Source organism: Paenibacillus sp. Leaf72, assembly GCF_001422685.1.
Lineage (GTDB): Bacteria > Bacillota > Bacilli > Paenibacillales > Paenibacillaceae > Pristimantibacillus.
Window position 1 is genome coordinate 1,131,874 of the sequence record NZ_LMLV01000001.1, and the last position, 24,014, is coordinate 1,155,887.

22 protein-coding genes are annotated in these 24,014 nt (G+C 48.8%); 8 read left to right on the forward strand and 14 right to left on the reverse strand.

Going from position 1 to position 24,014, the window contains the following annotated elements; translation table 11 throughout:
• Positions 1–97 precede the first annotated feature (97 nt).
• The gene (locus tag ASF12_RS04985; RefSeq protein WP_056030343.1) at positions 98–892 is read right to left on the reverse strand and encodes a helix-turn-helix domain-containing protein; all 795 of its coding nucleotides are present in this window, start codon (positions 890–892) and stop codon (positions 98–100) included.
• Between the two features lie 199 nt (positions 893–1,091).
• Between ASF12_RS04985 and ASF12_RS04990 the strand changes: the two genes are divergently transcribed.
• The 3 genes from ASF12_RS04990 (at position 1,092) to ASF12_RS05000 (ending at position 4,250) form a co-directional block, all read left to right on the forward strand.
• Entirely contained in the window at positions 1,092–2,387 is a 1,296-nt protein-coding gene (locus ASF12_RS04990) for an aminotransferase class I/II-fold pyridoxal phosphate-dependent enzyme (protein ID WP_056032837.1), read from the forward strand.
• Positions 2,388–2,526: 139 nt separating this feature from the next.
• Positions 2,527–3,246: a response regulator transcription factor gene (locus ASF12_RS04995; protein ID WP_155972788.1), complete on the forward strand. Its 720-nt coding sequence runs from the start codon at positions 2,527–2,529 to the stop codon at positions 3,244–3,246.
• Positions 3,243–4,250 (forward strand): sensor histidine kinase, encoded by a 1,008-nt coding sequence (locus ASF12_RS05000; protein WP_056030349.1) that lies wholly within the window; start codon positions 3,243–3,245, stop codon positions 4,248–4,250. Before ASF12_RS04995 ends, ASF12_RS05000 begins: the two co-directional genes overlap by 4 nt.
• A 49-nt stretch (positions 4,251–4,299) precedes the next feature.
• Here the strand turns inward: ASF12_RS05000 and ASF12_RS05005 are convergent, their stop codons facing one another.
• Positions 4,300–4,587 carry a DUF1330 domain-containing protein gene (locus tag ASF12_RS05005; protein ID WP_063892510.1) on the reverse strand — a complete coding sequence of 96 codons (288 nt, stop codon included), beginning with the start codon at positions 4,585–4,587 and terminating at the stop codon, positions 4,300–4,302.
• 220 nt (positions 4,588–4,807) lie between these two features.
• Between ASF12_RS05005 and ASF12_RS05010 the strand changes: the two genes are divergently transcribed.
• The 3 genes from ASF12_RS05010 to ASF12_RS05020 all read left to right on the forward strand — a co-directional run bounded on the left by ASF12_RS05010 (position 4,808) and on the right by ASF12_RS05020 (position 8,548).
• Positions 4,808–5,578 carry an ABC transporter ATP-binding protein gene (locus ASF12_RS05010; RefSeq protein ID WP_056032841.1) on the forward strand — a complete coding sequence of 257 codons (771 nt, stop codon included), beginning with the start codon at positions 4,808–4,810 and terminating at the stop codon, positions 5,576–5,578.
• The gene (locus ASF12_RS05015) at positions 5,553–7,493 is read left to right on the forward strand and encodes an ABC transporter permease (protein WP_056030355.1); all 1,941 of its coding nucleotides are present in this window, start codon (positions 5,553–5,555) and stop codon (positions 7,491–7,493) included. The genes ASF12_RS05010 and ASF12_RS05015 overlap by 26 nt, the downstream gene beginning before the upstream one ends.
• 119 nt (positions 7,494–7,612) lie before the next feature.
• Positions 7,613–8,548: an AEC family transporter gene (locus ASF12_RS05020; protein WP_056030358.1), complete on the forward strand. Its 936-nt coding sequence runs from the start codon at positions 7,613–7,615 to the stop codon at positions 8,546–8,548.
• A gap of 157 nt (positions 8,549–8,705) precedes the next feature.
• Here ASF12_RS05020 and ASF12_RS05025 read toward each other — a convergent pair whose 3' ends face one another.
• The 4 genes from ASF12_RS05025 to ASF12_RS05040 form a co-directional block, all read right to left on the reverse strand.
• Positions 8,706–9,995, reverse strand: a complete 1,290-nt coding sequence (locus ASF12_RS05025) for an ABC transporter permease (RefSeq protein WP_056030361.1) — start codon at positions 9,993–9,995, stop codon at positions 8,706–8,708.
• Positions 9,992–10,744: an ABC transporter ATP-binding protein gene (locus tag ASF12_RS05030; protein WP_056030364.1), complete on the reverse strand. Its 753-nt coding sequence runs from the start codon at positions 10,742–10,744 to the stop codon at positions 9,992–9,994. Before ASF12_RS05030 ends, ASF12_RS05025 begins: the two co-directional genes overlap by 4 nt.
• A gap of 265 nt (positions 10,745–11,009) precedes the next feature.
• Positions 11,010–12,548 (reverse strand): DEAD/DEAH box helicase, encoded by a 1,539-nt coding sequence (locus ASF12_RS05035; protein ID WP_056030366.1) that lies wholly within the window; start codon positions 12,546–12,548, stop codon positions 11,010–11,012.
• A 26-nt stretch (positions 12,549–12,574) separates the two neighbouring features.
• Positions 12,575–13,348, reverse strand: a complete 774-nt coding sequence (locus ASF12_RS05040; protein WP_056030368.1) for an SDR family NAD(P)-dependent oxidoreductase — start codon at positions 13,346–13,348, stop codon at positions 12,575–12,577.
• Positions 13,349–13,497: 149 nt separating this feature from the next.
• Between ASF12_RS05040 and ASF12_RS05045 the strand changes: the two genes are divergently transcribed.
• A complete protein-coding gene (locus tag ASF12_RS05045) occupies positions 13,498–14,139 on the forward strand; it encodes a DUF2625 family protein (RefSeq protein ID WP_056030371.1) in 642 nt (213 codons plus the stop codon).
• A gap of 98 nt (positions 14,140–14,237) precedes the next feature.
• On the opposite strand, the gene ASF12_RS05050 is transcribed toward ASF12_RS05045, so the two are convergent.
• Positions 14,238–14,699 (reverse strand): chemotaxis protein CheX, encoded by a 462-nt coding sequence (locus tag ASF12_RS05050; protein ID WP_056030374.1) that lies wholly within the window; start codon positions 14,697–14,699, stop codon positions 14,238–14,240.
• Positions 14,700–15,107: 408 nt separating this feature from the next.
• Positions 15,108–16,154, reverse strand: coding sequence for an HRDC domain-containing protein (locus tag ASF12_RS05055; protein ID WP_235533044.1), 1,047 nt, complete (start codon positions 16,152–16,154; stop codon positions 15,108–15,110).
• 214 nt (positions 16,155–16,368) lie between these two features.
• Between ASF12_RS05055 and ASF12_RS05060 the strand changes: the two genes are divergently transcribed.
• Positions 16,369–16,653 carry a hypothetical protein gene (locus tag ASF12_RS05060; RefSeq protein ID WP_056030377.1) on the forward strand — a complete coding sequence of 95 codons (285 nt, stop codon included), beginning with the start codon at positions 16,369–16,371 and terminating at the stop codon, positions 16,651–16,653.
• 208 nt (positions 16,654–16,861) lie between these two features.
• Here the strand turns inward: ASF12_RS05060 and ASF12_RS05065 are convergent, their stop codons facing one another.
• From ASF12_RS05065 to ASF12_RS05090, 6 genes are all read right to left on the reverse strand, one after another.
• Entirely contained in the window at positions 16,862–18,271 is a 1,410-nt protein-coding gene (locus ASF12_RS05065) for a phosphodiester glycosidase family protein (RefSeq protein WP_235533045.1), read from the reverse strand.
• Between the two features lie 163 nt (positions 18,272–18,434).
• Positions 18,435–20,657 (reverse strand): helix-turn-helix domain-containing protein, encoded by a 2,223-nt coding sequence (locus tag ASF12_RS05070; protein ID WP_235533097.1) that lies wholly within the window; start codon positions 20,655–20,657, stop codon positions 18,435–18,437.
• Between the two features lie 172 nt (positions 20,658–20,829).
• A complete protein-coding gene (locus tag ASF12_RS05075; protein ID WP_056030384.1) occupies positions 20,830–21,639 on the reverse strand; it encodes an AraC family transcriptional regulator in 810 nt (269 codons plus the stop codon).
• Between the two features lie 34 nt (positions 21,640–21,673).
• Complete coding sequence (locus tag ASF12_RS05080) at positions 21,674–22,189, reverse strand: adenylyl-sulfate kinase (RefSeq protein ID WP_056030387.1); 516 nt, start codon at positions 22,187–22,189, stop codon at positions 21,674–21,676.
• Entirely contained in the window at positions 22,186–23,241 is a 1,056-nt protein-coding gene (locus tag ASF12_RS05085) for a hypothetical protein (RefSeq protein WP_056030390.1), read from the reverse strand. The genes ASF12_RS05080 and ASF12_RS05085 overlap by 4 nt, the downstream gene beginning before the upstream one ends.
• Before the next feature lie 20 nt (positions 23,242–23,261).
• Positions 23,262–23,999 carry a phosphocholine cytidylyltransferase family protein gene (locus tag ASF12_RS05090; RefSeq protein ID WP_056030393.1) on the reverse strand — a complete coding sequence of 246 codons (738 nt, stop codon included), beginning with the start codon at positions 23,997–23,999 and terminating at the stop codon, positions 23,262–23,264.
• Between the last annotated feature and the right edge of the window lie 15 nt (positions 24,000–24,014).

The window sequence follows — 24,014 nt, forward strand, 5'->3', positions numbered from 1 at the left end:
TGTGACATTTATACATTCTCATTTATCAAAAAAAGCCGAGCGCCTCTCCCCCCTTTGTTGTCGGGAATAAAGGCCGCACCGGCTTTTTTTTATGAACTTAACGAATTTCCGACGGACTCCGTCCGGTGTATTGCTTGAATTGGCGGCTGAAGAAAAAAATATCACGGTAGCCGAGCGCGTCCGCCACCTCCGTCACATTCATGCCCACGTGCATCAGCAGGTGCTGGGCGCGGTCGATCCGGGTGCTGATCATAAACGTCTGGACCGACATGCCGATCAGTTCCTTGAACTTCATCGAAAAATAGCGCGGCGACAGCTGGGCGCGCATCGCGAGATCCTCGACCCGGTGGGCAATGCCGGGATTTTGCCGGACATAGTTGGCGACCTCATGAATGGCCTCGGTCAGCTGATTGCTCACTTTTTTCTCCACTGGCGATTGTTTTGTCGCACGGTCCTCCCGCAGCAGATGAATCATCAGCTGCTTCAGCACTAGGCGCGCTTCAATTTCCGCCGCGTAGGTTTTGACCAAAAACAGCCGCACGTAACGCGACAGCATGTATTCAAAATCTACCGTATCAATCAGCTGGCGGTACCGTTCCGGCACCAGCTCCGGCTCTTCCGCCGTATCAAAGTGTATATAAGTAAGGACTAGAGGCTTCTGCGGATTATGGGTTGCGCTCGTATAGTCGCCTGGACGGAACAGGAAACAGCTTCCTTTACCCACTGGGTAATGAATGCCGCCCACTTCGACTTCCCCTTCACCGCTCCACACATAAAATAAATCAAAATTAGCCATCGGCTTTTCACGGCGCTGCCATTTCCAATTCGGCTCGCAAACGATCTTCGCGAAAGGCGGCAGCAGTAAATAGGCATCGGGTGTTAAATGCAGCATAAAACCCTCCTGAAACGTAAGCTTATGCCGTCATCATACACCAGCGCGAAACTTTCGCGCAACCCCAGCTGGCAGTCGTCACATTTTCCAAAAAAATTTGAAATTGAAATGGTTCCGACACGTTAAAAAATGATATAATAGCTCCCGATAAGTATGATCAGAAAATGAATTGATTTTTCGGAAGGATGGAATGAAGTTCATGAACCCACTTGCTCAGCAGTTGAATGAGACTTTGGCAGCAGAAAGCCCGAACGTCCATGCCATGTTGTCAGCTTTAGGAAAAGCCATTTATTTCCCGAAGGAAGGCATACTTAGCCAATCCGCAGAAGCGAAGGCGAAGGCCAAGACGTTTAATGCCACAATCGGCATTGCGATCGAAGGCGGACAGCCGATGCATCTTAAGGTCATTCAGGATACACTCACTGCTTATAATCCTAAGGATCTATATGAATATGCACCCCCTGCGGGCAAACCCGAGCTGCGCACAGCTTGGCTTGAGAAAATGCTCAAAGAAAACCCTTCACTTGAAGGCAAACGTCTCAGCAATCCTATCGTCACGAACGCTTTAACGCATGGGCTCAGCATTGTCGCCGATCTGTTCGCAGAAGCGGGCGATACCGTTATTATTCCAAATAAAAACTGGGAAAACTACGAGCTGACCTTTGGCATCCGCCGGGGCGCAGAAATCGTGGAATACCCTTTACTTAACGATAGCAATACGTTTAACAGTGACGGCCTGCGCGAAGCGCTGCTCGCTCAGAAGGACAAAGGCAAAGCCATCGTCCTGCTTAACTTCCCGAACAACCCGACTGGCTACACGCCAGGCCTGCAAGAAAGCGAAGAGATTGTAGCCGCTGTCAAGGAAGCGGCGGATGCAGGCATTAATGTCGTCGTCGTTACCGACGATGCTTACTTCGGCTTATTTTTCGAGGATTCGGTTCACGAGTCGCTGTTCGGCAAATTTGCCGACCTGCACCCTCGCGTCCTAGCTGTCAAAATCGACGGCGCGACGAAAGAGGATTATGTCTGGGGCTTCCGCGTCGGTTTCATTACGTATGCTGCTTCTTCCGACAAAGTGCTGAATGCGCTTGAGCAGAAGACGCTTGGCATTATTCGGGCGACGATTTCCAGCGGCCCGCACCCTTCGCAGACGTTTGTGCTGAAAGCTCTGCAATCGCCTGATTTTGACGCTCAGAAAGCGGAGAAATACGACATTATGAAGGGCCGCGCCAATCGTGTCAAAGCGCTGCTCGATAGCGGCCGTTATGGGGATACCCTAGCGTATTATCCGTTCAACTCCGGCTATTTCATGTGCCTCAAGCTCAGCGGCGTATCGGCCGAGGCTGTTCGTGTGCGCCTGCTTGAAGAATATGGCATCGGTACGATTGCCCTTGGCGAGACCGATCTTCGCGTCGCTTTCTCCTGCATCGAGGAAGCCGACCTGGAGTCGCTTTACGATACGATTTATAAAGCAGTGACCGAGCTGCTGGCTTAATTATTTCAGCATTTTATTCCTTTCCCCTTGGAAAGTAGCCGTGTATAATACGGTTACGGCCAAGGGGTTTATTTTGTTATATGATAAAATGAGGGCAGCAGAAATGGAAACTACGCTTTGTAAGAGGAGCTGAATAACGATATATACGATCATGATAGTCGAGGATGATGCGAAGATCGCTGAGCTGCTGCGGGCGCATATTGAGAAATATGGCAACGCGGCAGTTGTGACGACGGATTTTGCCCGCGTCATGGAGCAGTTTGAACAAGTAAAGCCGCATATTGTACTGATGGATATTAATCTGCCGAGCTTTGACGGCTTTTATTGGTGCCGGCAAATTCGGACCGTTTCGACCTGCCCGATTATTTTCATTTCCGCCCGCAGCGGCGAAATGGATACGGTACGCGCCATCGAAAATGGCGGCGATGATTATTTGACCAAGCCCTTCCATTATGAAGTCGTAATGGCGAAAATCCGCAGCCAGCTAAGGCGCGTATACGGCGACTATGCCCAAGCTGCTGGTGAGCGAATAGTTGAGCATGCCGGACTGATATTGTATCCCGAGCGAATGGAGCTGCATCTGCAAGGACAATTTGTAGCTTTGACTAAAAAAGAAACCGTGCTCGTGGAGACGCTGCTCCAGCGCTGCCAAAGGCTCGTGAGCCGGGAAACGATTTTGGAAAAGCTGTGGGATGATTATACATATGTCGATGACAATGCGCTTAGCGTCAATATGTCGCGTGTGCGCAAGAAGCTGGCAGAGCTTGGCATTGAAGGAGCACTCGAAACGGTGCGCGGCACGGGCTACCGCCTGAATGACAGCTGGGCAAATGGCGAGCAGCAGCGTGAGCGCCGATGAAGCTTTTTTTACGGGATCAGCTTGCACTTGTGTTATTTATGCTCATACAGCTCGTCGTAGTGACCACCGTGTTCTGGCTGGACGGCTATAGAAACTTGACCATCGCCTCGTATGCACTGCTGCTTGGACTTTGCGTATTTATTGCTTTTTTAGCTTACCGTTATTTGTCTCATCGTCGATTTTATACGCTGCTCAGCAGCAGGCAAGCAGGCCTTGAGGAGTCGATCCAGCAGCTGGGGGCCGCCCCCCTCCCTGCGTCGCTTGCCGAGCTGCTGCAGCTTCAATATCGCCATTACCAGAAAAAGATCATTGAAGGCGAGCGCAAGCAGCAAAATCATCTGACCTTTATGAATCAGTGGGTGCATCAGATGAAAACACCTCTCTCCGTACTCGAGCTCATGCTGTCGGAAGAAGCGGACGCGCGCAATAACAGCATGCGGGAAGAAACAGATCGCATCCGCAAAGGGCTGGATATGGTGCTGTACGTCGCCCGGCTGGAAACGTTCGAGCAGGATTTTCAGGTGGAGAAAATGCAATTGCGGGAACTTGCCAACGAGGTGATTTTGGAAAACAGGCGGCTGTTTATTCGCAGCTTCGTATACCCGGATATGCAAATCGAGGAAAATTTAGTCGTAGAGACCGACGGCAAATGGCTGCGTTTTATTATGCAGCAGTTGATTGCCAATGCGGTCAATTATTCAGCGGGCAGCGGTGCAAAAATAACGATTAATGGTTACCGCAGCGAGCGCTCGGTCATCCTTGAGGTGATCGATTGCGGCGTCGGCATTCCTGCCTCTGATTTGAGCCGCATTTTCAACGCCTTTTTCACTGGGGAAAATGGACGGGCGTTCAAGGAATCGACGGGCATGGGCCTCTATATCGTCCGTACCGTGCTTGATAAAATGAATCATGAGATCGAGGTTGAATCAAAAACAGGGGAAGGCAGCGGCACGACAATGCGGATTATTTTCCCCTTTGCCGCTGTTCAGTCCGTTGAGCATTAAACGTACAAGCAGACTGCCCTTATGATGGCAATCTGCTTGTTTTTCGTAATTACAAGCCTTCCACGACGATTGCTTTCCCGGTAGAGTTTGCCCATCTGATTTTTTTCAACGGTTCGTACATTTTTGAGTTGTAAAAGGCTTCGATGCTCGGTTTGTTAGGAAACTCCAAAATGACGAGTCTTTTCGGCTGCCAATCTCCTTCCATCGTCGTTACGTTGCTATCTTGAACGATTGGGCGGCCCCCGAAATGTGCAATGACAGCAAAAATCTGATTTTCGTATTCCTTGAAATTTGCCGGGTTGGAAATATCAATATCAATCACGAGATATGCACTCAAATCCAACAGCTCCTTTCGTTGATGAGGAAAGGCCATATTTCCCTTCCATGCGTTCAGTATACGAACTAGAAAGATGAATTGATCTCGCTTCCCCTAGAGATACAAAAGCAAGCAGCGTTATCTTACAAAGCTGTAAGGTAAATGAAAGCTAAGCTCATAGGAGCCGGCGCGCATGAGGGGTATACTGGGTTTATTGACAAACAAGCAAGGGGAGATCGAATTGGAATTGCTATTTGCACGAAATCTGAACAAAATTTATCCAGGAAAAGTAACCTATAAAGCGTTGACCAACATTGATTTAACGATCCAGCAAGGCGAGTTCGTCGGCATTATGGGGCCATCGGGCAGCGGCAAAACGACGCTGCTGAACATGGTATCGACCATCGACAAGCCCACTTCCGGCGAGCTGCGCATTGCGGGCCAAGACCCGTACGAACTGTCAAGGGAAAAGCTAGCTTTTTTCCGCCGGCGGGAGCTTGGCTTCGTCTTTCAATCGTTTAATTTGCTTGATACGCTAACGGTCAGCGAAAATATTATGCTGCCGCTCACGCTCGACGGCACGAACATCGTGGAAATGAAGCTGCGGGCCGCCTCCATCATGGAAAAGCTCGGCATTGCCGCGCTGGCGGACAAGCGGACCTATGAAATATCCGGCGGCCAGGCGCAGCGTACGGCCATTGCCCGAGCACTTATCCACAGCCCAAAGCTGCTGCTGGCCGACGAGCCGACCGGCAACCTCGATTCCAAATCAGCGCGTGATGTGATGGAGTTGATGAGCAAGCTCAACCGCGAGGACAATGCCACCATGATGCTCGTTACACATGACGCAATGGCGGCGAGCTACTGTCACCGGGTTATTTTTATAAAGGATGGCCAGTTTTACAGTGAAGTGAATTGCGGAGACAACCGCGCGGCTTTTTATCAGAAAATTATTAATATGCTTGCTCTGCTTGGGGGGACTGAAAATGAATTTCCGACAGTTCGCGTTTAATAATGTACTGCGCCGCAAACGGACGTATGCTGCACATTTTATGAGCAGCTCGTTCGCGGTCATGATTTTTTTCATCTATTCGGTGCTGCTGTATCATCCGGATTTGCAGGGGCAAATCGCCGCCAGCAGTCCAACTGCCTCTATGCTTGGGACGATGGGGCTGAAAATTTCGCAATATTTAATCGTTATTTTTTCATTTCTGTTTTTGATGTATTCTGCTGGCGCCTTCCTGAAGGCGCGTAAACGTGAATTCGGCATTTTGATGCTGCTGGGCATGTCCGACAAGCAGTACCGCAGGTTGATTTTTGTGGAAAATATGATCATTGGCCTCCTCTCCACTGTTTTTGGAATCGGCTTTGGCATTTTGTTCACCAAGCTTTTTTTGCTCATAACCGAACGACTGCTGGTGCTGCAAAAAGGACTCGAATTCCTCGTGCCCATCCAAAGCGTGATCATAACGACGGGCGCTTTTTTCATCGTATTTCTGCTCCTGTCCATACTCGCGTCGCGCCTTGGGCGGAAATCTCAGCTGCTTGAGCTGATTCGTTCGGATGAGAAGCCGAAGAAGGAGCCAAAAGCTTCCGTGCTGCTATCGCTGCTTGCTGCCATTCTTTTGCTTGCAGGCTACGGAATGGTCTTTTATTTTGTACTGGGTCGCGCCTTCTCGCTGGCACTGCTCGCAGCCGCCATTGGCTGTGTCATATTGGGGACTTATTTTCTGTTTACACAGCTCAGCGTGTATGTGATTCGTGCGCTGCGCGGACGGGAAAGCTTATTGCTGCGTAAAATCAATTTGCTGACGCTCTCCGATCTCGCTTACCGAATGAGAGACAATGCCAATATGTTTTTTATGGTCGCAACGGTAACGGCGGTCGCCTTGTGCGGCATGGGCACCTGCCTGGCGATCGGTGATCCGAAGCTGTCGGAAAAAGACAATCCCTACGCCTTTATTTATGAATCCTTCGGTGGCGATAGTGAATCTCTAGCTCAGAATGAAAGGCAAACGAAGCAGCACCTGGCGCTATTGGAGCATAGACTATCAGAGGGCGGCTTTGCTTATACGAAAGGCGCTTCGCATATTAAATACACGGAAGATTGGCAGTCGGTCATGAGCCTGTCCGAATACAATCAGCTTGCCACTACACTCGGCTTCTCCGCCGAGACGCTTCATGCGCCCAGTGAAGCCTTTATCGCCTCTGGCAAAGTCTCCCGTGCTCAGAACGTCACGGCATTTGAGCCCGTTGTGGATTTAGGCAACGTTGCGCCGGACGAAAAGCAGCGGAAGCTTACTGTGGTAAAAAGGCTGCCTTCTTTCGTATTAAACAATTACAATGATGTTTACGTCGTATCGGATGACTATTTCCAAGCGATGATCCGCATGAAGGACGACACGAACCAGGTCACGTATTATTATGTCATTCCCAATTGGATCGACACCATCAGCGCAGCGCAGAGCGTTATGAAGGAAATACCGCAGGACACGCAGGGCCATTATTATATACGGTCACTCGTGATTGAATGGTATGAATTCAAGCAGCTTAACGGGCTTTTGCTCATTATTAGCGTGCTTGTGGGCGGCGTCTTTTTCACCTATGCCGTCAGCTTTATCTACTTTAGGCTGTATGCCGATTTGGAGCGGGATGAGAAGCAATACCAGATGATTAGCAAAATCGGCCTCAGCGGCAAGGAGCTGAACCGGCTCGTTACAAGGCAGCTGCTCCTTATGTTTTTCCTGCCCTTTGCGATTGCCCTTGTGCATGGCATCGTCGCTTTTATAAATATTGCGCTGCTGCTCGATATTTCGATGCTGAAGGCAGCACTCCTGATCTATATTAGCTTTTTCCTCCTCCAGCTAACCTATTTCCTCATGATTCGCTGGCGGTATTTGCGCCATATGCATCTCAAGCTGACGTAGGCGAGGAGGAAAGTCGCATATAGCCAAAGCTTATGAGTATATAGGAAAAGGGTCTTGGACGCTAATAGAAGCTTTATGCAAAAATAAGGCATATTGATTTTGGCAAAGGACTGATTCGTATGCTGCATTCATTTTTGCTTATCGTATATGGCGTGTTTCTGCCGATTTCGCTGCCTGTGCTTGGAGGAGCTGCCTTGAAGCGCTGGCGGGGACTGGAGACGAAGCCCTTATCGACCATTGCCCTTTATTTGCTCAGCCCGGCTCTTATTTTGGAGACGCTGATCAGCGCCAAGCTGTCAATGGCAGATATTATTCAGACGAGCGCATTCAGCATCATCAATCTGGTCGCTCTCTGGCTCGTGGCTGTTCTCGCCTCTAGGCTGCTGCGGCTTTCTCCAGCAGATCAAGCCGGCCTCACGCTTGTGTCTGTATTTACGAACTGTGTCAACTATGGACTGCCGCTGGTGCTGCTCGCCTTCGGTCAGCTGGGACTAGCCAAAGCATCCGTCTACGTCATCTCGCAAATGATTCTTGTCAATACCGTCGGTGTTTATTTCGCTGCCCGCTCCCATTTCTCGGTGAAAAAAGCGGTCCAATCGGTTTGCAAGCTTCCCGCTTTATACGCCGTTGTGCTCGCCGTCATTATCCGGTTCACCGATATGATTATGCCTGCGGCTGTGGCAGAAGGCCTATCAATGCTGTCGAGCGCCTATGCGCCTGTCGTGCTGATTTTGCTAGGGGCACAGATGGCCGGGGCGCGCAGCAGCAAAAAGTCAGCAGATTCGGTCATGAGCAAGCCGCTCTGGACGGCTATCGCGATCCGTCTGCTGCTTTCTCCAATCATAGCAGCGCTGCTGCTCTGGCTGCTGCAAGTAAAGGGCATGCTGTTCGCCGTCCTGCTTATACTCGCCTCTATGCCGACGGCAGTCAACGCCGTCATTATGGCGGAGCAATTCGAGGCATCGCCAAAGCTCGTTTCCCGCTGTATTTTGTGGACGACGCTCGCCTCCTTTATCGTGCTGCCTTTGCTGATTGTCCTTGTGCAGCCGTCTTGACCTCTTAAGCGAACAGAAAATGACCAGTAAAAAACGTCCAAGCCCACCTTTATCAGTGGATTTGGACGTTTTTTGCTTGCTTTGTCACCGCTATAGCGGGGCTGTCATCTATAATGGGCAGCCAGATGCCATAGGTCCATCTGGCAGTTGCAGCGCCCTAATCTTCTTCCGCATCAGCGGCAAAAGCGCGGCGCAGCCTCAGCGGGCGAATCGCAAGCACATAGACGAGTGCTGCAATCGGCGCTGCTGCAGCAGCCAGCAGGCAGTTGGCACGCAGCAGCATAATGCATGACGGAAGCCACATAAGCACGGCAATGATGAGCATCGTCCAGCGGTCAAGCCGGATGAGGCTTTCCAGCCTTTGGGCATCAGGAAGCGGATAAACATGCCGCCATACCGTATAACGATGCGTATGGCGAAGTCCGCCAAGCTGGGCCCCGACAATGAGCATAAATACCGCATAGGCACAGGCAGCCCCCCAGCCGGACAGCCAAACCGCTTCCGCCATCCAATAGGCAATTAGTGCGAACAGAACGAGCAGCCTTAGCAAAATGCCTCCCATTTCCATTCGCAGCATGGAAGCCGCATATAAATAATCGTAAGTAAAGCGGCGGCGATACGGAATAAAGTTCATGATCCAGGAAAGATATTTTCGGCCGGCTGTTCGCGATGGCATCGTAGGCACATCAATAAACAAACCGAAAAAGACGTAATACCTTCTTCTCGTCGCCGACTCTTCTTCGACTAGCCGTTCCCAAGGGATAACGAATCGGCTCGGAAGCTTGTACAGCAGGGCAAATAGCAGGATGAGCAAAATAATAAAGCCTCCTGCATACAGCGGCGCACGGGTGAGCATCCCCGCCCAAGCAAGCGCTGTCGCTCCCCAGCGAGCTACTCGAAACAGCACTCTCATGCTGCTCCAGGCCAGCTGACGCTCGCGCCATGCAGCAGCTGTATTGGCAAAACGAAGCACAGCCGCAGCCAATACCAGCAGCCACATATCCGCTGGAGCGGTGCCCTGCCTGTATATAGGCCAATAAGCAAGCAGCAGGAAGGCGCATAAAGCGACCATAGCGATTATGCTTCGCTTAAAGGAAAGCCCCCAATAACGGCGCATCGCTGATTCCTGCGGCATATGGAAGACGACATCTGCCGCTTGCAGAAAGGTGCGGAAGGGGCTCCAGCAAAGTACGGGCACTAGTGCGACTATGCCAACCAACGTGGTCGGAAAATCAGCAGGCACGTCCCGAATCAGCTTGAAATAGCTAAGCACTCCGGTAATGACAAACAACGAGAGAAACAGCGGGAAGCCGCTTTGTCCCATATAGCGAAAATACGGCAGCGTCTCCTGGCGGAAGCTTCGCGCACGTTTTTTCCACAACTGCTGCATCGCCTGTTCCTTCAGCTGACGCTGCTCGGGATTAGCTGCTTGCGATTTCGCCGTCATAGCTTGTCTCCTGCAACGAGCTTATAGAACGCATCCTCCAGCGTTCCGCCGCGCATCGCCATGCCCGCCGCTTCGCATACATCGGCTAGCGTTCCGCTGGCAACGATGCGCCCATGATGCATCACAATAAACTTGTCGCAATAAGCTTCGACCGTAGCCAAAATATGCGAGCTCATCAAAATAGCCGAGCCATTCTGCTTCACTTCTACAAGCCGTTCCAGCAAGGAGCGAATGCCGAGCGGGTCCAGCCCAAGAAACGGCTCGTCAATAATATATAATGGCGGCTCGGACAGCAGCGCATTCATAATCATGACCTTCTGCTTCATCCCTTTGGACAGATGGGCGGCAAAAGCTCCTTTTTTCGCATTCATTTGGAACTCGTTCAATAAATCCATTCGCTTCTTATCAAATTCCTGAACAGAAACGCCGTAGGCCATTCCTGTCAGGCGCAAATGCTCCTCAACCGTAAGCTCGTCGAACAGCACCGGCGTTTCCGGCACATACGCAAAGGCAGAGCGGTAGCGGTCCGGATCATCCTCCAGCTTGACGCCGCCAACCTTAACCTCACCCTGCTGCGGCTTCATCAAGCCGAGAATATGTTTAATCGTCGTGCTTTTGCCTGCGCCATTGAGGCCAATTAAGCCGACCATTTCGCCCGGATGCAGCTGGAACGACACATTATGCAGGACAGGACGGCGCGGACTATATCCTCCTGTCAAATCGGCAACTTCCAATACGGGCTCTATCATTATCCATTCACCTTCATAACTATAAAATTAATATCGCTTATTCAGCATACCGAATTTCAAGGCAAAATTCAAAATTTCCCATCCGTATCGTTTCAGAATCGTTTCGGATCTTTGCGTATAATTAAAAAAAGCCCAATTTCCGCTAATGGCTGAAGTTAAAAAGGCTTGCGGAGCGCCCATAAATAATGGTTGGGCGCTCGCTTGCCTCTTCCTTCCATTTTGCTGGAAATGGGGCTTGCATTATAAACTTATTTTGCTTAAAGGCTTAGTCCTTCGTATCGCCCGACTCGCGCTTCGCTTTCAGCCATTTTGGCGCACCTTTATCCTTGCTCTTCTTCTGGCGCTCCTGCTTGGACAGCACCTTCGCCTTCGGTTTTGCCTGAACAGCCGCTTTCTGCGGCTCGTTAGCTGCGGCAGCGTCGCTTCCCGCTGTTCTTCCCTGCGCTGCAGAGCCTGCTGCATCCGTTCTGCGGCTGCCTGGCTGAACATCGCCTAGGCGTCTCTCGCCTTGCGGTGCTTTCCCGCCGGCTCCTTGTCTGAACTCGCCACGCGGCCTCTCGCCTCTCGCGGCCTCTCCTTGCGCGAAGTCGCTGCACGATGCCTGACGGCTCTTCGGTGCTCCCGTATAATCCGAGCGTTTGAATGAGGCTTTATCGTTCCGCGCTTCCTCAGGTGTAACCAGCTTGCCTCTTAACATCGCCTTCTCTGGAAGATCGATGCCGAGCTGCTTGCGGAACTTGTCCATAATAAAATGCTCCTGCGGCGTAACAATGGAAATAACCGTTCCCGTGCGGCCCATACGGCCCGTCCGGCCCGCCCGGTGCACATAATGATCGGCATCAAGCGCAGGCTCCAGGTTGATAACGAGCGGCAAGCCTTCGATATCGAGTCCCCTCGCTGCAACGTCGGTCGCAAGCAATAGCTGGCATGCGCCTTCGCGGAAGCGCGCAAGCGTAGCAGCACGACGCTGCTTGTCAGCATCGCCGTAAAGCGCCTCTACCGTAAACCCCTCATAGCTGAGCTTCGCTTCCCAGTTTGAAATCGTATCCGTCTCATTCAGAAACAGCAATGCCGATTTGGGCTTGAGCATCCGAATGATGCGACGGGCGATATCCGGCTTGTCCCGTTTGTCGCATACGAAATAATAATTCGTAATCGTCTCGGATACGCGATGCTCAGGCGCAACCTGAATGCGGTACGGCTCATTCATCCAGCGGCCTTCAAAGCGGGCCATCTGCTCGGGATAAGTCGCCGAGAAAAAAGCGATCTGACGATTTTGTCCCATTGCAAAAAGAATCGTCTCCACTTCACGCGTCGAGCTCAGCTGGAAAACTTGGTCCACTTCATCAATTACGACCTGATTGACCGCATGCAGCTTGATTTTGCGCAGCTTAAGCAGCTCATGAATACGTCCTGGCGTACCGATGACAATTTGCGGATGCAGCTTGAGCTTCTCTACTTGACGCTTGAGCGCTGCGCCGCCAATTAGCTGCTGTACACGGAGGCCCAGCGGCTTCGCATAAAATTCAGCTACTCGCACGATCTGCATAGCCAGCTCCTGCGTAGGAGCAATAACGACGCCTTGAATTTCTTTCGACGAGGCATTCAGCTTCTGGAGCAAAGGCAGCAAATACGCCAGCGTCTTGCCTGTTCCTGTCTGCGAACGCGCAGAAACGTCCTGCCCTCCGAGCAGTACGGGAATGGCCTCTGCTTGCACCGCAGTAGGCTCCTGGATACCTTCTTCAACTAGCGCTTCCGCCAGCTGTTCATTTAAACCTAAATCCAACCAATTTTGCTTACTCATGTTCGAGTCCTCTCTTGTTCAAAACACTATTTTCGATCCAGCATACCGCCGAATACTCGGTCAATTAGACGTGGAAAAAGCTGATACAGCTTAATGCCAAACGCCGCCGATTTCGGCAAATTAATTTCCGCCTTCCTGCGCTCAATAAGCCGCACGATGGCTTTGACTACATAGTCGGGCTTCATCATAAAGAAGCTGACATTTTTCACATAATTGCCTGACGGATCTGCCAGCGAGAAAAACGGCGTGTCAATCGGTCCGGGATTAACCGCCGATACGACAATCCCTTTGCCCCGCAGCTCCATCCGCAGCGAATTGGTAAAGCCGAGCACCGCATGCTTCGTTGCCGTGTAGGCCGTTGACTTGGCTGAGCCGATCTTGCCTGCGAGTGAGGCAATATTTACGATATGACCGCTGCCTTGAGAAAGCATATATGGCAGCACTGCCTTCGTGCAGCGAACGATACCCATATAATTCGTATCCATCATCTGGTCAAATGCCTCGACCGGCATCGTCTCAAAATATTCGAACTGTCCATAACCAGCATTATTAATCAAAATATCGAGACGCCCATGCTTTTGCAGGACAGATTGAATGACCTGCTGCACATCTTCCATGCTCGTTACATCCATCTGAAAATAGGAGCTATTACTGCCGATTTCTGCCACTTGCGCTTTCAGCTTCTCCACATTTCGTCCGGTCAGCACCACAATGGCGCCGCGCCGCGCAAGCTGCTTTGCAGCAAGCGCTCCAATCCCGCTGGAAGCGCCGGAAATAAGCACAACTTTGCCATTTAACATCCGTCATCACCTAAAGCTAATTCTACTTGATCAGGGCATTTTAAGCAAAGAAACCTTTGCAAAACATTGCATAGGCTCACGCCATTTTTTGATTTTGGACAATAGGCCTCTACCTCAGTACAATAATAGGGAAAGGGAGGTTAAACAAAATGAAATCCTACAAGGAATTAATGGTGCCGGAGGACGCATGGGGAGAAATTCAAAGCCTTGTATCCGAAGCCGTCAATCCCATTACTATAGTAAGCTGCTCGATCGATGATGGCAGAAAAACGCTGGAGCACCTGCAAGTTACGAATCGCTCCTATTTGGGCGCGATTGCCTTGGAATGCGGAGGAATACTTGTCGATTATGGCTGGTTAAAAATATTAGGGGCAGGAAATGAGCGGCTTTCAGGCTCTTTAGCAACATGGAACAGTCCCATTCAAAATATTTTAGTCGTAGCCTATGATCTAGTTGGCGGCTTCTTCGCCATTCATTCCAATTTTAAAACTGTTTTTTATATGGCGCCTGATACGCTTGAATGGGAAGATACCGAATGTACTTATTCCGAGTTCATAGGCTGGGCGTTGAATGGCGATCTCCAATTATTTTACAAGACCATGCGCTGGGACAGCTGGATTGTGGATTCCCAAACGATACAAGGCGATCAGGCCTTCTCCATCTTCCCCTACCTATGGACGGCCGAAGGGCAAAATATTGAGCAAGCATCCAAAAAGCCCGTAAGCGTACTCGAGCTTTATGAGCTGCATCAGGAAATGGGCAAATCATTAAATACTTTATCCCAGCCGTAGAAAGCTTTGCCTGCAAAAAGATGAAAATATAAATTCAGCTCTTATATCAAACCTTATACATGTAAAAAAACTCCCGAAGGAGTTTTTCGCCGTTACGATTACGATGCTACCAGCACCTGAATATCCAATTCACCAATTCCCTCCATAAGGAGCGGAACGGTTAATGCTTGCTGTGCTTTAAAACCAGCAGCTGCAGCAGACTGAATAACCTTCGGCGGTGTAATATCTACATGGACGCCTTGATTCGATAACATCGTGCTCGCATTCCCGCTAATCATGTTGCCAAGCTCAGAAATGGCGCTTCTGCCCATTTCATCAATTTCAGAAATCGAGAAGCCGCCCATCATAGCCGATATCATCTTCATCGCTACCGATTCGCTTAGTCCAAAAACGATAACAGCGTTCATTTGTCCGTTCAGGCCGATTTGTATCCAAATGTAATTTTCAACGAATTTAACATCTTTCAAGCCTAATTGCCCTGCCGATGGCTTTATCTGGATGACCTGCTCAATTACACTTTTTGCCGCTTCAAGAAACGGATTAATATACTCAGCCTTCATAACGGGAATACGCTCCTTTTCGACAAAGATCGCGATTTTTTATATACCTCATTATACTTTCATAAATAGGACAAGTATACTATTTTTATCATTTTTGAACCTTAAGACCTATGAGTTTATGTTCATTTTCAATTGCTTTACAATCCAATTTGGAGGTTTTTTCGTGCAAAACGCATGGACCCCTATTATTTTCGGACATAAAGTACTAGATGAACGAGGTAAAAGAGCTATGTAATCGGCTTTGCTTTGCACCATATTCTGGATCGCAATAGGCATATGCGTTATGCGCAGCCCATTTGGCCAGATGGCGGGCTCGCGACTCCTTCGGACAAATAACGAATAACACGCCACCCGTTGATTCATCCAATCCGGTGAAGCTCTCTCCCGCCATCCTTTAACGAACTGAATTTATATTGCTTGCGCCTGGTTTGCATGAGCTTTGCGGTAACGAATTCTGAGCAGCCGCAGCCGTTCATACAGCATATCCACCTGCTCATGCTTCATGCCCTCAGCCCCGTATACTTGCTGAAGCACGGGCTTCAAGTAACGGTCGCCCGACTGCTCAAACGTTTCCCAGACAAGCTGCTGCTCGGATTCTGGCATATGCAGCAGCTCGCGTGCAATAAGCGGCTCAACATCATAGCCTTCAGCCTCAAGCTGCTCGATTCTGTCCATCACTTCCCTGCGGGACAGCTCGAGGCCTGCGCCTAGCTGCTCCAGTGTCTCCTCGCTGTTCAAACAGCTGAGAATCCGCTTTTTCTGCAGCTGCTTGTCCATCTCGTTTTTGAATTTTACTTCCTTCTGCTTGTACAGCCACCTCGTAAAATCTGCCTTGTCCAGCTGCTGCTCTACCCAGTCAAGCGGGAAGCTCGTTTCACGGGCATAATTCTCTGTAATGGCCAAAATTTCAGACCCATACCGATTTTGCTTGCTCTCTCCCCAGCCGGGAATTTGCAGCAGCTCCTCAGCCGTATGCGGAACAAATGTGCTGAACATCCATAACATCCGGTTCGTTGCAATAAGGTAAGCCGACCTCTTCTCTTCTCCTGCTTTAGCTCTGCGCCAATCTCTTAATTGCTCAAACAAGGCTTGATCCGCATTCAGCTCGCCATAACACTGCACCATAGCCTGCGAGCTTCCCATTCCCGTATTGCGCCGGCCTTCCAGCATAGATTCAATGACGGGCGTATAGCCCTCTCCCATTCGTACTGCCACGCCATGGCGGAAGGCGAGCAGCATGTCCTCCCAGGAGATGCCTTCAAACCAGACATCAGGTGCAGTTGCCGTATGCTCGCCATCGGCCCATAGCACCGACCAAATGCCCTCATGTTCACAAATTGACAATTGCGCAGTTTGTACCCCCTCCTCCATCGAGGATTTTTCAAATGTGTTCAAAAAGAAAATTTGCATCTTCTCATCTCTCCCAGTCTGCTTCAATTTCAAATAAAAGGACATAAAAAAAGCACCTCCCCATAGCTCAACCAGAGCAATAGAGAGGTGCTTCCTCACGTTCAAATATTCGATTAGCAGTATAGTATCATATGATTTTCAATCTGACAAGCTTTTATATACGGCGGCAACCTTATGTTTTGCATGATGCCCTGTGAACAGGGAACAATGAAAGCACGGGTGTTGCAATTGCAAGATGGACTAGGAAAGGATGATCTACATGGACGGTTTTACCGAAGAAGACCGCAAGCGCTCCACCGACGTCTCTACCGTAGAATCACAGCGAAATGACCTCGTGCCGGAGGAATTCCCGGAAGGGCCTTACGCAGCGGAGCGGCCAGGCCTTCCGCTTGGCAAAAGCTCGCCATGGCGCCAAGACCAGCGCCCTAACAACCGTTTCAGCTATGAAAACCGCTCGCTGCATGCCGATTTGAAACGTGAATATCCCGGAGCGGATGATGCATTTGTGCTCTCCTCCGAGACAGAAGAAGAGGAACAGAGCTAGAGACGGCTAATTTGGGCTCAAGCCTGTTCAACAAGTTCTACGTACAACCGGCAAGCAACGAGCAAGTAAAAAAAAGCGTTTAGCGAGACGTCGTCTCGCTGAACGCTTTTTTGGCTATTGCCGCTTCAATGCAGGCCATAGTCTTCCCCACACTGTGCTGCCATAGTTGTGCTGTCAAGCTGTCCATTAAGGAGCTTGGAAGCAGCCGTTACCATTTCGGCAAGGAGCTGAATACAAGCGCATTGCTGAGCTCGCGTCCGGCTGGCGTAATTTGCTTGCCGTTCGCATACAGGCCGGAAGATGCGCCGCCGTCCAAGTTCATCGCCTGCTTAGCCCCTAAGCTGACCATAATTTGTCCCCATTGCTTCATCGTCGCAGCCGGAACCGTAACTAGCAAAATCGAACCGTCATTCATAATCGCAATTCCGCTTCGCGCGCCAGAATCGGTCAAAATTTTCGGACTGACAAAACCTTCGTTCGCCGGATCAACGGCCAGCTTGCCATCCTTCACTAGACGGGGGCCCGCACCAATTGCGGTATGCACCTCGCTCCAGTCAATCGCCTTGCCCGAAACATCGTTATAGCTGACGGTGTAGTCAACGTAACTGCCTTTTTGGAAACGGCTCGCCAAATGCTCCTCCTCACCTGTAAAGAAGAGGACATATCCGTCCTTCGGAATTTCGACATTCGTATTTTTGCTGACCTTCGTGACGACACCTTTGCTCACCGTTACGGCAGAGCCTGTGGTCATGCCGATTTTGCTTCCGCGCTTCGGCGTATACATGATGGCTGCCGTTCTGCCTGGAGTAGGCGTCCGATTAACGAAATACACGTACCAGCTTTGCGAGGATTTCCCGGCGCTGCTTACTTTGCCGCTTATCTTCACCTGCAGCGTGTCCATTAGCGCCGACCCGTCCCATTGAAAACCAATGCTCGTTCCCGTATTGCCAATATGCTCGACAACGCCATCGCTAATAATGTTGCCATAAGGCTCAGGAATGCCGCCATAGGATTCAAAATACGTGCCATTAATCGCGGCCGCAGCATTGTACAATGAAGCAATTCCAGATAAGCCCTGCGTCAACCCGACCGTTCTGCTAGGCAAACCTGCTGTTACGGGCATTCCTTTCGGAATCGCTACGGTTTGAACGTTGAAGGAACGTCCCCCTGCGGACACGCGCTTTGAAGCCGCCACAGCCTTGTAAGAAGTTGATGCTCCGCGGATCGTTACCGGAAGCTCAAGCTTGCCCTTATAGGAAGCGGAAGTCACATGAACGCGGATTTTAGTTTTCCCTGCAGCAACAGGGATAATAACGCCATCGCTGTTCACGCGCGCTACCGCGCCATTGCCTGATTCATACCGCAGCGCCACCGGCTCTGACAGCTTCAGCTTCGCGAGCAGCGGAAGCCTTTCATTCAGCGCAACCGTTACGGCGGATGCCGGGTATGTGATTGTCACATTTTTCACTGTCGATTGTGCTTCAGCAGCATATGCCGCACCGCCCAAGGTATAGGCCGTCTCGCCGCCCGCCGAGCTTAGCAGCAGAATTGCCGCTCCGCCGACCAAGGCAGTGCGCTGCATGTTTTTTTTCCATGATGACTGGTTTAATAATTTCATTGCTGTTTCTAGTCCTCCCTATTCAACTCCAAAATTAGGCTCTTATACCTATATCGGCAGAACTAGGGAACAAGTGAACCATTTAGTCCAACTTTGTCTATTCCTTAGGCAAATAGCTTCGTCTGACCTCCAAATTCTTTTGAAGAATAGATCGCTTCCTTCATCATTTCGAATGGACTCGATGTATGTTTCGATATTCTCCTGGAGGAATTTCTTGAATCTTTTTGAATGCTCTGTAAAATGAAATGACGTTCTGATAACCAATCTGCTCCGCAATGGATTGAATCGGCTCATCCGTCTCGGATAATAAACGTTTCGCATATTCAAGCCTGACTCTCAGAACGTAATCAATAAATTTCTCGCCTAGCTCTTCCTTAAAAAGCTGGCTTAATGAACTGGGCTGAAGTTTAAGATAGGCGCTGACCCCCGAAAGAGAAAGAACAGGATCAGCAAAATGCGTATCGATATAGCTTTTGGCTTGGAAAGCGATACTATGATGTCTTCTAGCTTGACGATCTTGAGCTGCAATCGCTTCGAATGCCGACATGGTGCTCATAAGCTCTTCCTCAAGCTCGTTCAACGTCTCCGGATGATTACAAAGCTCTGTGAACTTATACAGAAATTCATTCTTCCATATTTGTTGAATTCCCGGATACAATACGTTGATTTCTTTCTCCATTTGCATTACAAAGCTTTGAACGAACGCAGACATCTCCTGTTTGTCAAATCTCATCTCTCTTAGCTGCTTGAACAGCTGTATCAGTTTTTCATTCCAATCGCATTCATTCTTTCGGAACGAATGTACAATACTCTCTATTGCTTGCAAATAGGCGTACTTGTCAATACTAACTTTTCCTGAGCTTACACGATTATCAATCACCGTATTCGTTCCTATAACCGGCTTTAAACAAACATTCTCCTTAGCATTGCGATACGATTCCGCGATTGTCTCAATGCTATCTGAGTCTGCACCAATTCCTATCGTTACCGTCAACTCCAGATTGTGCCCAATCCAGGCTTGAAATTCACTCGCAAGCTCTGCTGTAGATTTCAAAACCGATGCTTCTGACTTGCATTGATGAACAACAAACGCAATACGATTCGGCTCCATCCAAGCATGCCAAACAAAAAGCTTATACTGCTGTCCTAAATCGTGAAAAGCGTTTTCTATAATAAATTTGAGTAACTGCTGATCACTTGGTTTATACTTTTCCGTGAAACGTGTATAATAATCCATTTCAACGATGATGACACCGAGGCGATCGAATAGATACGGCATGTTAAGAACAGTCATTTGGGTCTCGAACTGCTTGTCGGTCAAGGTCTGATGCCCTGCCAGCAAATCGTAGAATAGACGTTGCTGGCGAAGCAGACTATCTTCCTTATACAAGCTTTCATAGTCTGAGGACTTCTTAAGCAGCTGATCCAATGCCATTTCAATGAACGTGAATTCGTTTTTCACATGATTAACGCCGACCTCTTCACTTTTTCTCATGAAGCATTGCCCCATCTTATTGAGGATGGCTTGAATCGGTTTATAGTAAATATGTGTTACTAGAATAAAACCAGCAAGGGCCAATACGATAATAATGACCACGATTAACATCCATCTGCCGGAAAAAACAGATAACGCTGCATAACTTTTATCAGCTGCACTACTCGAATAGTATGCCCAGCCTGTATATTCAGAATAAACAATATTCGTGGAGTCAGTTATCCCCTCCTTCGAATTTGCAAGATCAAAATTTCTTTTATCCATTAATCCAAACGAACTGTAATCGCTTTCACTTATGCTGTTTAAATGATCCAAGATAGAGTTAACCTTCACGTTAACAACGATAGCGCCCTGCTTCTTATTCCCATGATAATAATGCTTCATGAGCGAAACAACCTTCTGCGAGTTCTCGTCGAAGCCCCATTCATCTACTAATCGCGGGACTGTCCATTTCTCAGTCGTGGATTGCGCATAATTAGCCTGAATGAAGGAGATATCTCCAAATGATTGGAGGGAGTATGTACCTGAATCGGAAATGATTCGTTGTTCAGCTTCATTATAGATATATATCGAATTAGGTAATGGAAAGGAAGCTTTCATTTCCGTTAATTTTTTCTGAATCTCAAAATCGTCAAAGGCTGTCTTTGGACGTTCTGAGTAAAATTTCTGCAGCCATTTATCCGATAAAAGCTCGCTGGCCATATTTCGTTCGATCAGCTTTAAGCTGGCGTCCGTGTTATATACCATCCGTTCCAGAATGGCTTGATTAGTCTCGATATATTTATTATCCGAATCGTGATGCAGCACCATAAAAAAAATAAATAGGAGGGAGGAAATGACGACAGAGAAAATAGAGGTATAGGATAGTATCATACGGTAATACCAATTCATCTTCTTCACAGAAAACACTCCCATTCTGCGGACAGTCTAACCTATCGCCCAATCTCCTTCTCAATTATATATAATATGGAAAATAAAGAAAAGATGAGCACCTATAGTTTATACTTTGTAAAGTATAGTTCCAACAAAAAACGTCCCATAGACATGGGACGTATGGCAAGGCTCAATAATGGGGTTCTATCCAATTCGTCTTCATCATGGCCGCTACGCGATCCCGATTCGGCGAAACGCCATAATAACGTTTGTAAATAGAGCCAAATTGGGAACTGGATACATAACCTATCGAATGAGCGATTTCTTTCATTTTCATAGTCGTGTTTCGAACAAACACACTAGCCTTTCTCATTCGAATCTGCTGCAAATGCTGCATCGGGGATACCTGATACACTCTCGTATACACGCTGCTCAAATAGACGGGATGGCAGCCTACTAATTTCGAAAGATCGTGAAGCGTAAGCGGCTTCTCATAATGCAGCAGCATATAGCGGTAAACGAAACTTATACGTTTATCGACCTGTTCATATGACCTGCGTACTGATTCCATTCCGCATCCTTTTCTTATCGGATTCGACTGAATGAATAGTCGAAGATACCGCTCTAATGCATGGATATCCTGTTCAGTCTGAACAGGCTTTTTCAATAGCTGCTGTGCCATTTCCCGATCAGCGGGTTTGGTGATTGAAATCGTCCACTCCGCTTTCTCGTCAGAGGAATCACCTTCTATATTGTAGACAATCCCTTTATAGCTAATCGTAAGATCCTGCTGCGGCGCTATGCACAGTGGCCCGGTGGCAAGCAGAATCTCCTCTCCCCCCAAAGATATGGATCGCTGCTCCTGCATAAGCTCAATCGGATTAAGCGCCAGCAGCAGCATGATTTGATCCCCTTGGATCAGCTGCAATGGCCGTTGCGACTTCCTGTTTATCGTAATCGACTGTTGAGATATTAAGGAATAGAATTGAATCTTCAACATAACCTTGTTCCTCCGTCTCTCCGCCAATTCCCGATTATTCAGGCAGCTTCAAGATTTGTGTAACAATCGCTTCTAAAGAAGCAGATGCCTCATTAACGACAATTAAATCAGGTTGCAATGGTTCTTCAAAATCCATATCCATACCAACAACCTCCTGTACCTGTCCGTTCAAAGCCCCGGTATACAGCTCCTTCTGATTTCGAGAAATTAGCGTCTCTTTGGAAACGCGCAAGTAGATTTCATAGTAATGCGAAATATTCGCCTTATTCCAGGCCCGGCAGGAATGGAACATAGAGATCGTCGCGCATACCACATCCAATCCTTGCATAGCCAGCATCCTGCACATCCTTGCATTACGCATGGCACTTGCGTGTCGGTCAGCGATAGAGTAGCCAAGATCATGGCCGAAAGCCTCTCTTAGCATATCGCCGTCAAGAAAAACAACCGCATCGCTTTGTGCCTTCAACCGGGTATATACTTGTTTACCTATTGTGGTTTTCCCTGAGCCCGCAAGTCCCGTAATCCAATATACGCGGCCCGATTCGTTCAACTTGTCCCCTCCTCGGCTCTATTCAAGCAATCTAGCAGCTGCATGAGAAGCTCGCTTTCTTTCATGCAAGCATCCAAATAAGGCCGCATAGTCAATGCATAGGCTTGCGCATCTGGCCGATCCGGCTTGACATAATATTGAACGACCTTGGTTCGGATTAACGTCCAATTGTTGTACAGATCAGTGAAACCCTTATGCAATTCATCATAGTCATTACGATCGAATATGCCTTGCTTTTGCAAATAGTCAATCAGCATTAGATTGCGTTCCTGATAAAATAACGAGTATGTCAGTCGGTGAGTCACACTGGAGTTTAGGGCATTGGCAGAGAGAGTAATCTCACAAAACTGATCGCGAAGGTATTCCAATACACCTAGACCTCTCTTTATCGTCTTTTCCTCCGTTACGATAGTTTCGCCGTAAAGCTGTTTTTCGATGTTCGACTGGATGATTCTGTAAGGAAACTGCGGATCCAGCTGCTCCTTAATAACGCGCAGCCTCAATCCAAACAACTGATCTGCGGGAATCGAGTCGTAGGAAAGCTGAAAATCCTGGTAGCTTAATTCATGCTTAATGATATTTCCTGGTGGAATGCAGTCTTCCACCAAATAGAAAGTGGATAGCTCGTCGCTATACCCATAGATCAATACGGGATGAATCAAATTCGTTTTACGGCATTCCAGGCAGAAGGGAAAATGGAAACGATTCAATCGCAGAATACAATACATGCCCTCATTCAAATAACCTTTGACGAGCTCGACTACATTGGTATCTGTATAGAGTGACAATTCTACTTTCTGAAAATATTCATCGTATAGTTCGTCTGGCAAATTCCTTGTCATATACGGGACAAGTTCCCCATTCTCTTGTTTTTCCTTGTAAGCTGCGTCAGTTATTAATTCACGCCTCGGAATCTCTATTTCGTATTGCGATGTAATGAGAGGGACCAGGCGTTCGAATGCCGAATCCCTCGTCATTAAAATGGCGATCACATTATTCCAGTAACAATCAATTCGGTTCTTGTTATAGGGTACAAAATCCAGTTTGAACACCGTAAATCCCTCCTTCCGGTTTATAGCCTGTCTCCATACTCGTTCTCATAGAGCAGCAGGTCTGATTCGTGATCAACCTCTAACCATAGTCCGCGATAAGGAATTGCCTTAATGGCAATCCCCTGTTCGATTAATCCGGCTAGCAAAGCTGTCAAATCCATGCGCTCCACTAGGCTTTGATCCTGTGTGGAGAGAAATTGCTGAATCAACCGCCACCCCTTTGGCGAAATACGGAGCAGCCCCATGAATTGCCCTTCCACCTCCTGAAGAGTTGCTGGCTTACCGCCGATTTCAATCACTCGGCTGTCGCTCCCCAGTCTGAACGTTTCGGCATCGCTTAACGGATTAGGGAATCGGGCTTCCCATAAGGGAAGCCAGTTGATATTGTAAGGAATGACAATATCGTCATCTTCATCTGCGCCCAGCATAAGCTCAATAACCTCAGACGTATAGACGATATCGGTATAGCTAACGATGCAAGGCTCGCGCTCCAGCCAATCGGAAGCACAGCACAGACTGGCAAGCATATTCGTTCGTTCCCAATCCCTATTCTCGAAGTATGTTGCTCCAGCCACTTGTATCCTACCCGCCATATATCCGCGGACGATCGCGATATCGCGGATGGAAGCCTCGTGGAACGCTTCAAGCTGTCGATCAATTAATCGTTTGCCTAGCAGCATGGTGCGGCATTTCGGCTCATGCAGGGTATGGGAGCCTAATCTGCTTCCACGTCCTGCCGCCAATAGAATAGCTTTCATCTCATGCATCCCGCT

What these genes read in the sequence shown, in the direction of transcription:
- ASF12_RS05025 (WP_056030361.1), bottom strand. Translation starts at nt 9,995, where the DNA reads ATGACGGCGAAATCGCAAGCAGCTAATCCCGAGCAGCGTCAGCTGAAG.
- ASF12_RS05055 (WP_235533044.1), bottom strand. Translation starts at nt 16,154, where the DNA reads ATGTCCTTTTATTTGAAATTGAAGCAGACTGGGAGAGATGAGAAGATG.
- ASF12_RS05040 (WP_056030368.1), bottom strand. Translation starts at nt 13,348, where the DNA reads ATGTTAAATGGCAAAGTTGTGCTTATTTCCGGCGCTTCCAGCGGGATT.
- ASF12_RS05075 (WP_056030384.1), bottom strand. Translation starts at nt 21,639, where the DNA reads ATGTTGAAGATTCAATTCTATTCCTTAATATCTCAACAGTCGATTACG.
- ASF12_RS05060 (WP_056030377.1), top strand. Translation starts at nt 16,369, where the DNA reads ATGGACGGTTTTACCGAAGAAGACCGCAAGCGCTCCACCGACGTCTCT.
- ASF12_RS05020 (WP_056030358.1), top strand. Translation starts at nt 7,613, where the DNA reads ATGCTGCATTCATTTTTGCTTATCGTATATGGCGTGTTTCTGCCGATT.
- ASF12_RS05015 (WP_056030355.1), top strand. Translation starts at nt 5,553, where the DNA reads ATGAATTTCCGACAGTTCGCGTTTAATAATGTACTGCGCCGCAAACGG.
- ASF12_RS05045 (WP_056030371.1), top strand. Translation starts at nt 13,498, where the DNA reads ATGAAATCCTACAAGGAATTAATGGTGCCGGAGGACGCATGGGGAGAA.
- ASF12_RS05000 (WP_056030349.1), top strand. Translation starts at nt 3,243, where the DNA reads ATGAAGCTTTTTTTACGGGATCAGCTTGCACTTGTGTTATTTATGCTC.
- ASF12_RS05065 (WP_235533045.1), bottom strand. Translation starts at nt 18,271, where the DNA reads ATGAAATTATTAAACCAGTCATCATGGAAAAAAAACATGCAGCGCACT.
- ASF12_RS05050 (WP_056030374.1), bottom strand. Translation starts at nt 14,699, where the DNA reads ATGAAGGCTGAGTATATTAATCCGTTTCTTGAAGCGGCAAAAAGTGTA.
- ASF12_RS05070 (WP_235533097.1), bottom strand. Translation starts at nt 20,657, where the DNA reads ATGAATTGGTATTACCGTATGATACTATCCTATACCTCTATTTTCTCT.
- ASF12_RS05035 (WP_056030366.1), bottom strand. Translation starts at nt 12,548, where the DNA reads ATGAGTAAGCAAAATTGGTTGGATTTAGGTTTAAATGAACAGCTGGCG.
- ASF12_RS05090 (WP_056030393.1), bottom strand. Translation starts at nt 23,999, where the DNA reads ATGAAAGCTATTCTATTGGCGGCAGGACGTGGAAGCAGATTAGGCTCC.
- ASF12_RS04985 (WP_056030343.1), bottom strand. Translation starts at nt 892, where the DNA reads ATGCTGCATTTAACACCCGATGCCTATTTACTGCTGCCGCCTTTCGCG.
- ASF12_RS04990 (WP_056032837.1), top strand. Translation starts at nt 1,092, where the DNA reads ATGAACCCACTTGCTCAGCAGTTGAATGAGACTTTGGCAGCAGAAAGC.
- ASF12_RS05030 (WP_056030364.1), bottom strand. Translation starts at nt 10,744, where the DNA reads ATGATAGAGCCCGTATTGGAAGTTGCCGATTTGACAGGAGGATATAGT.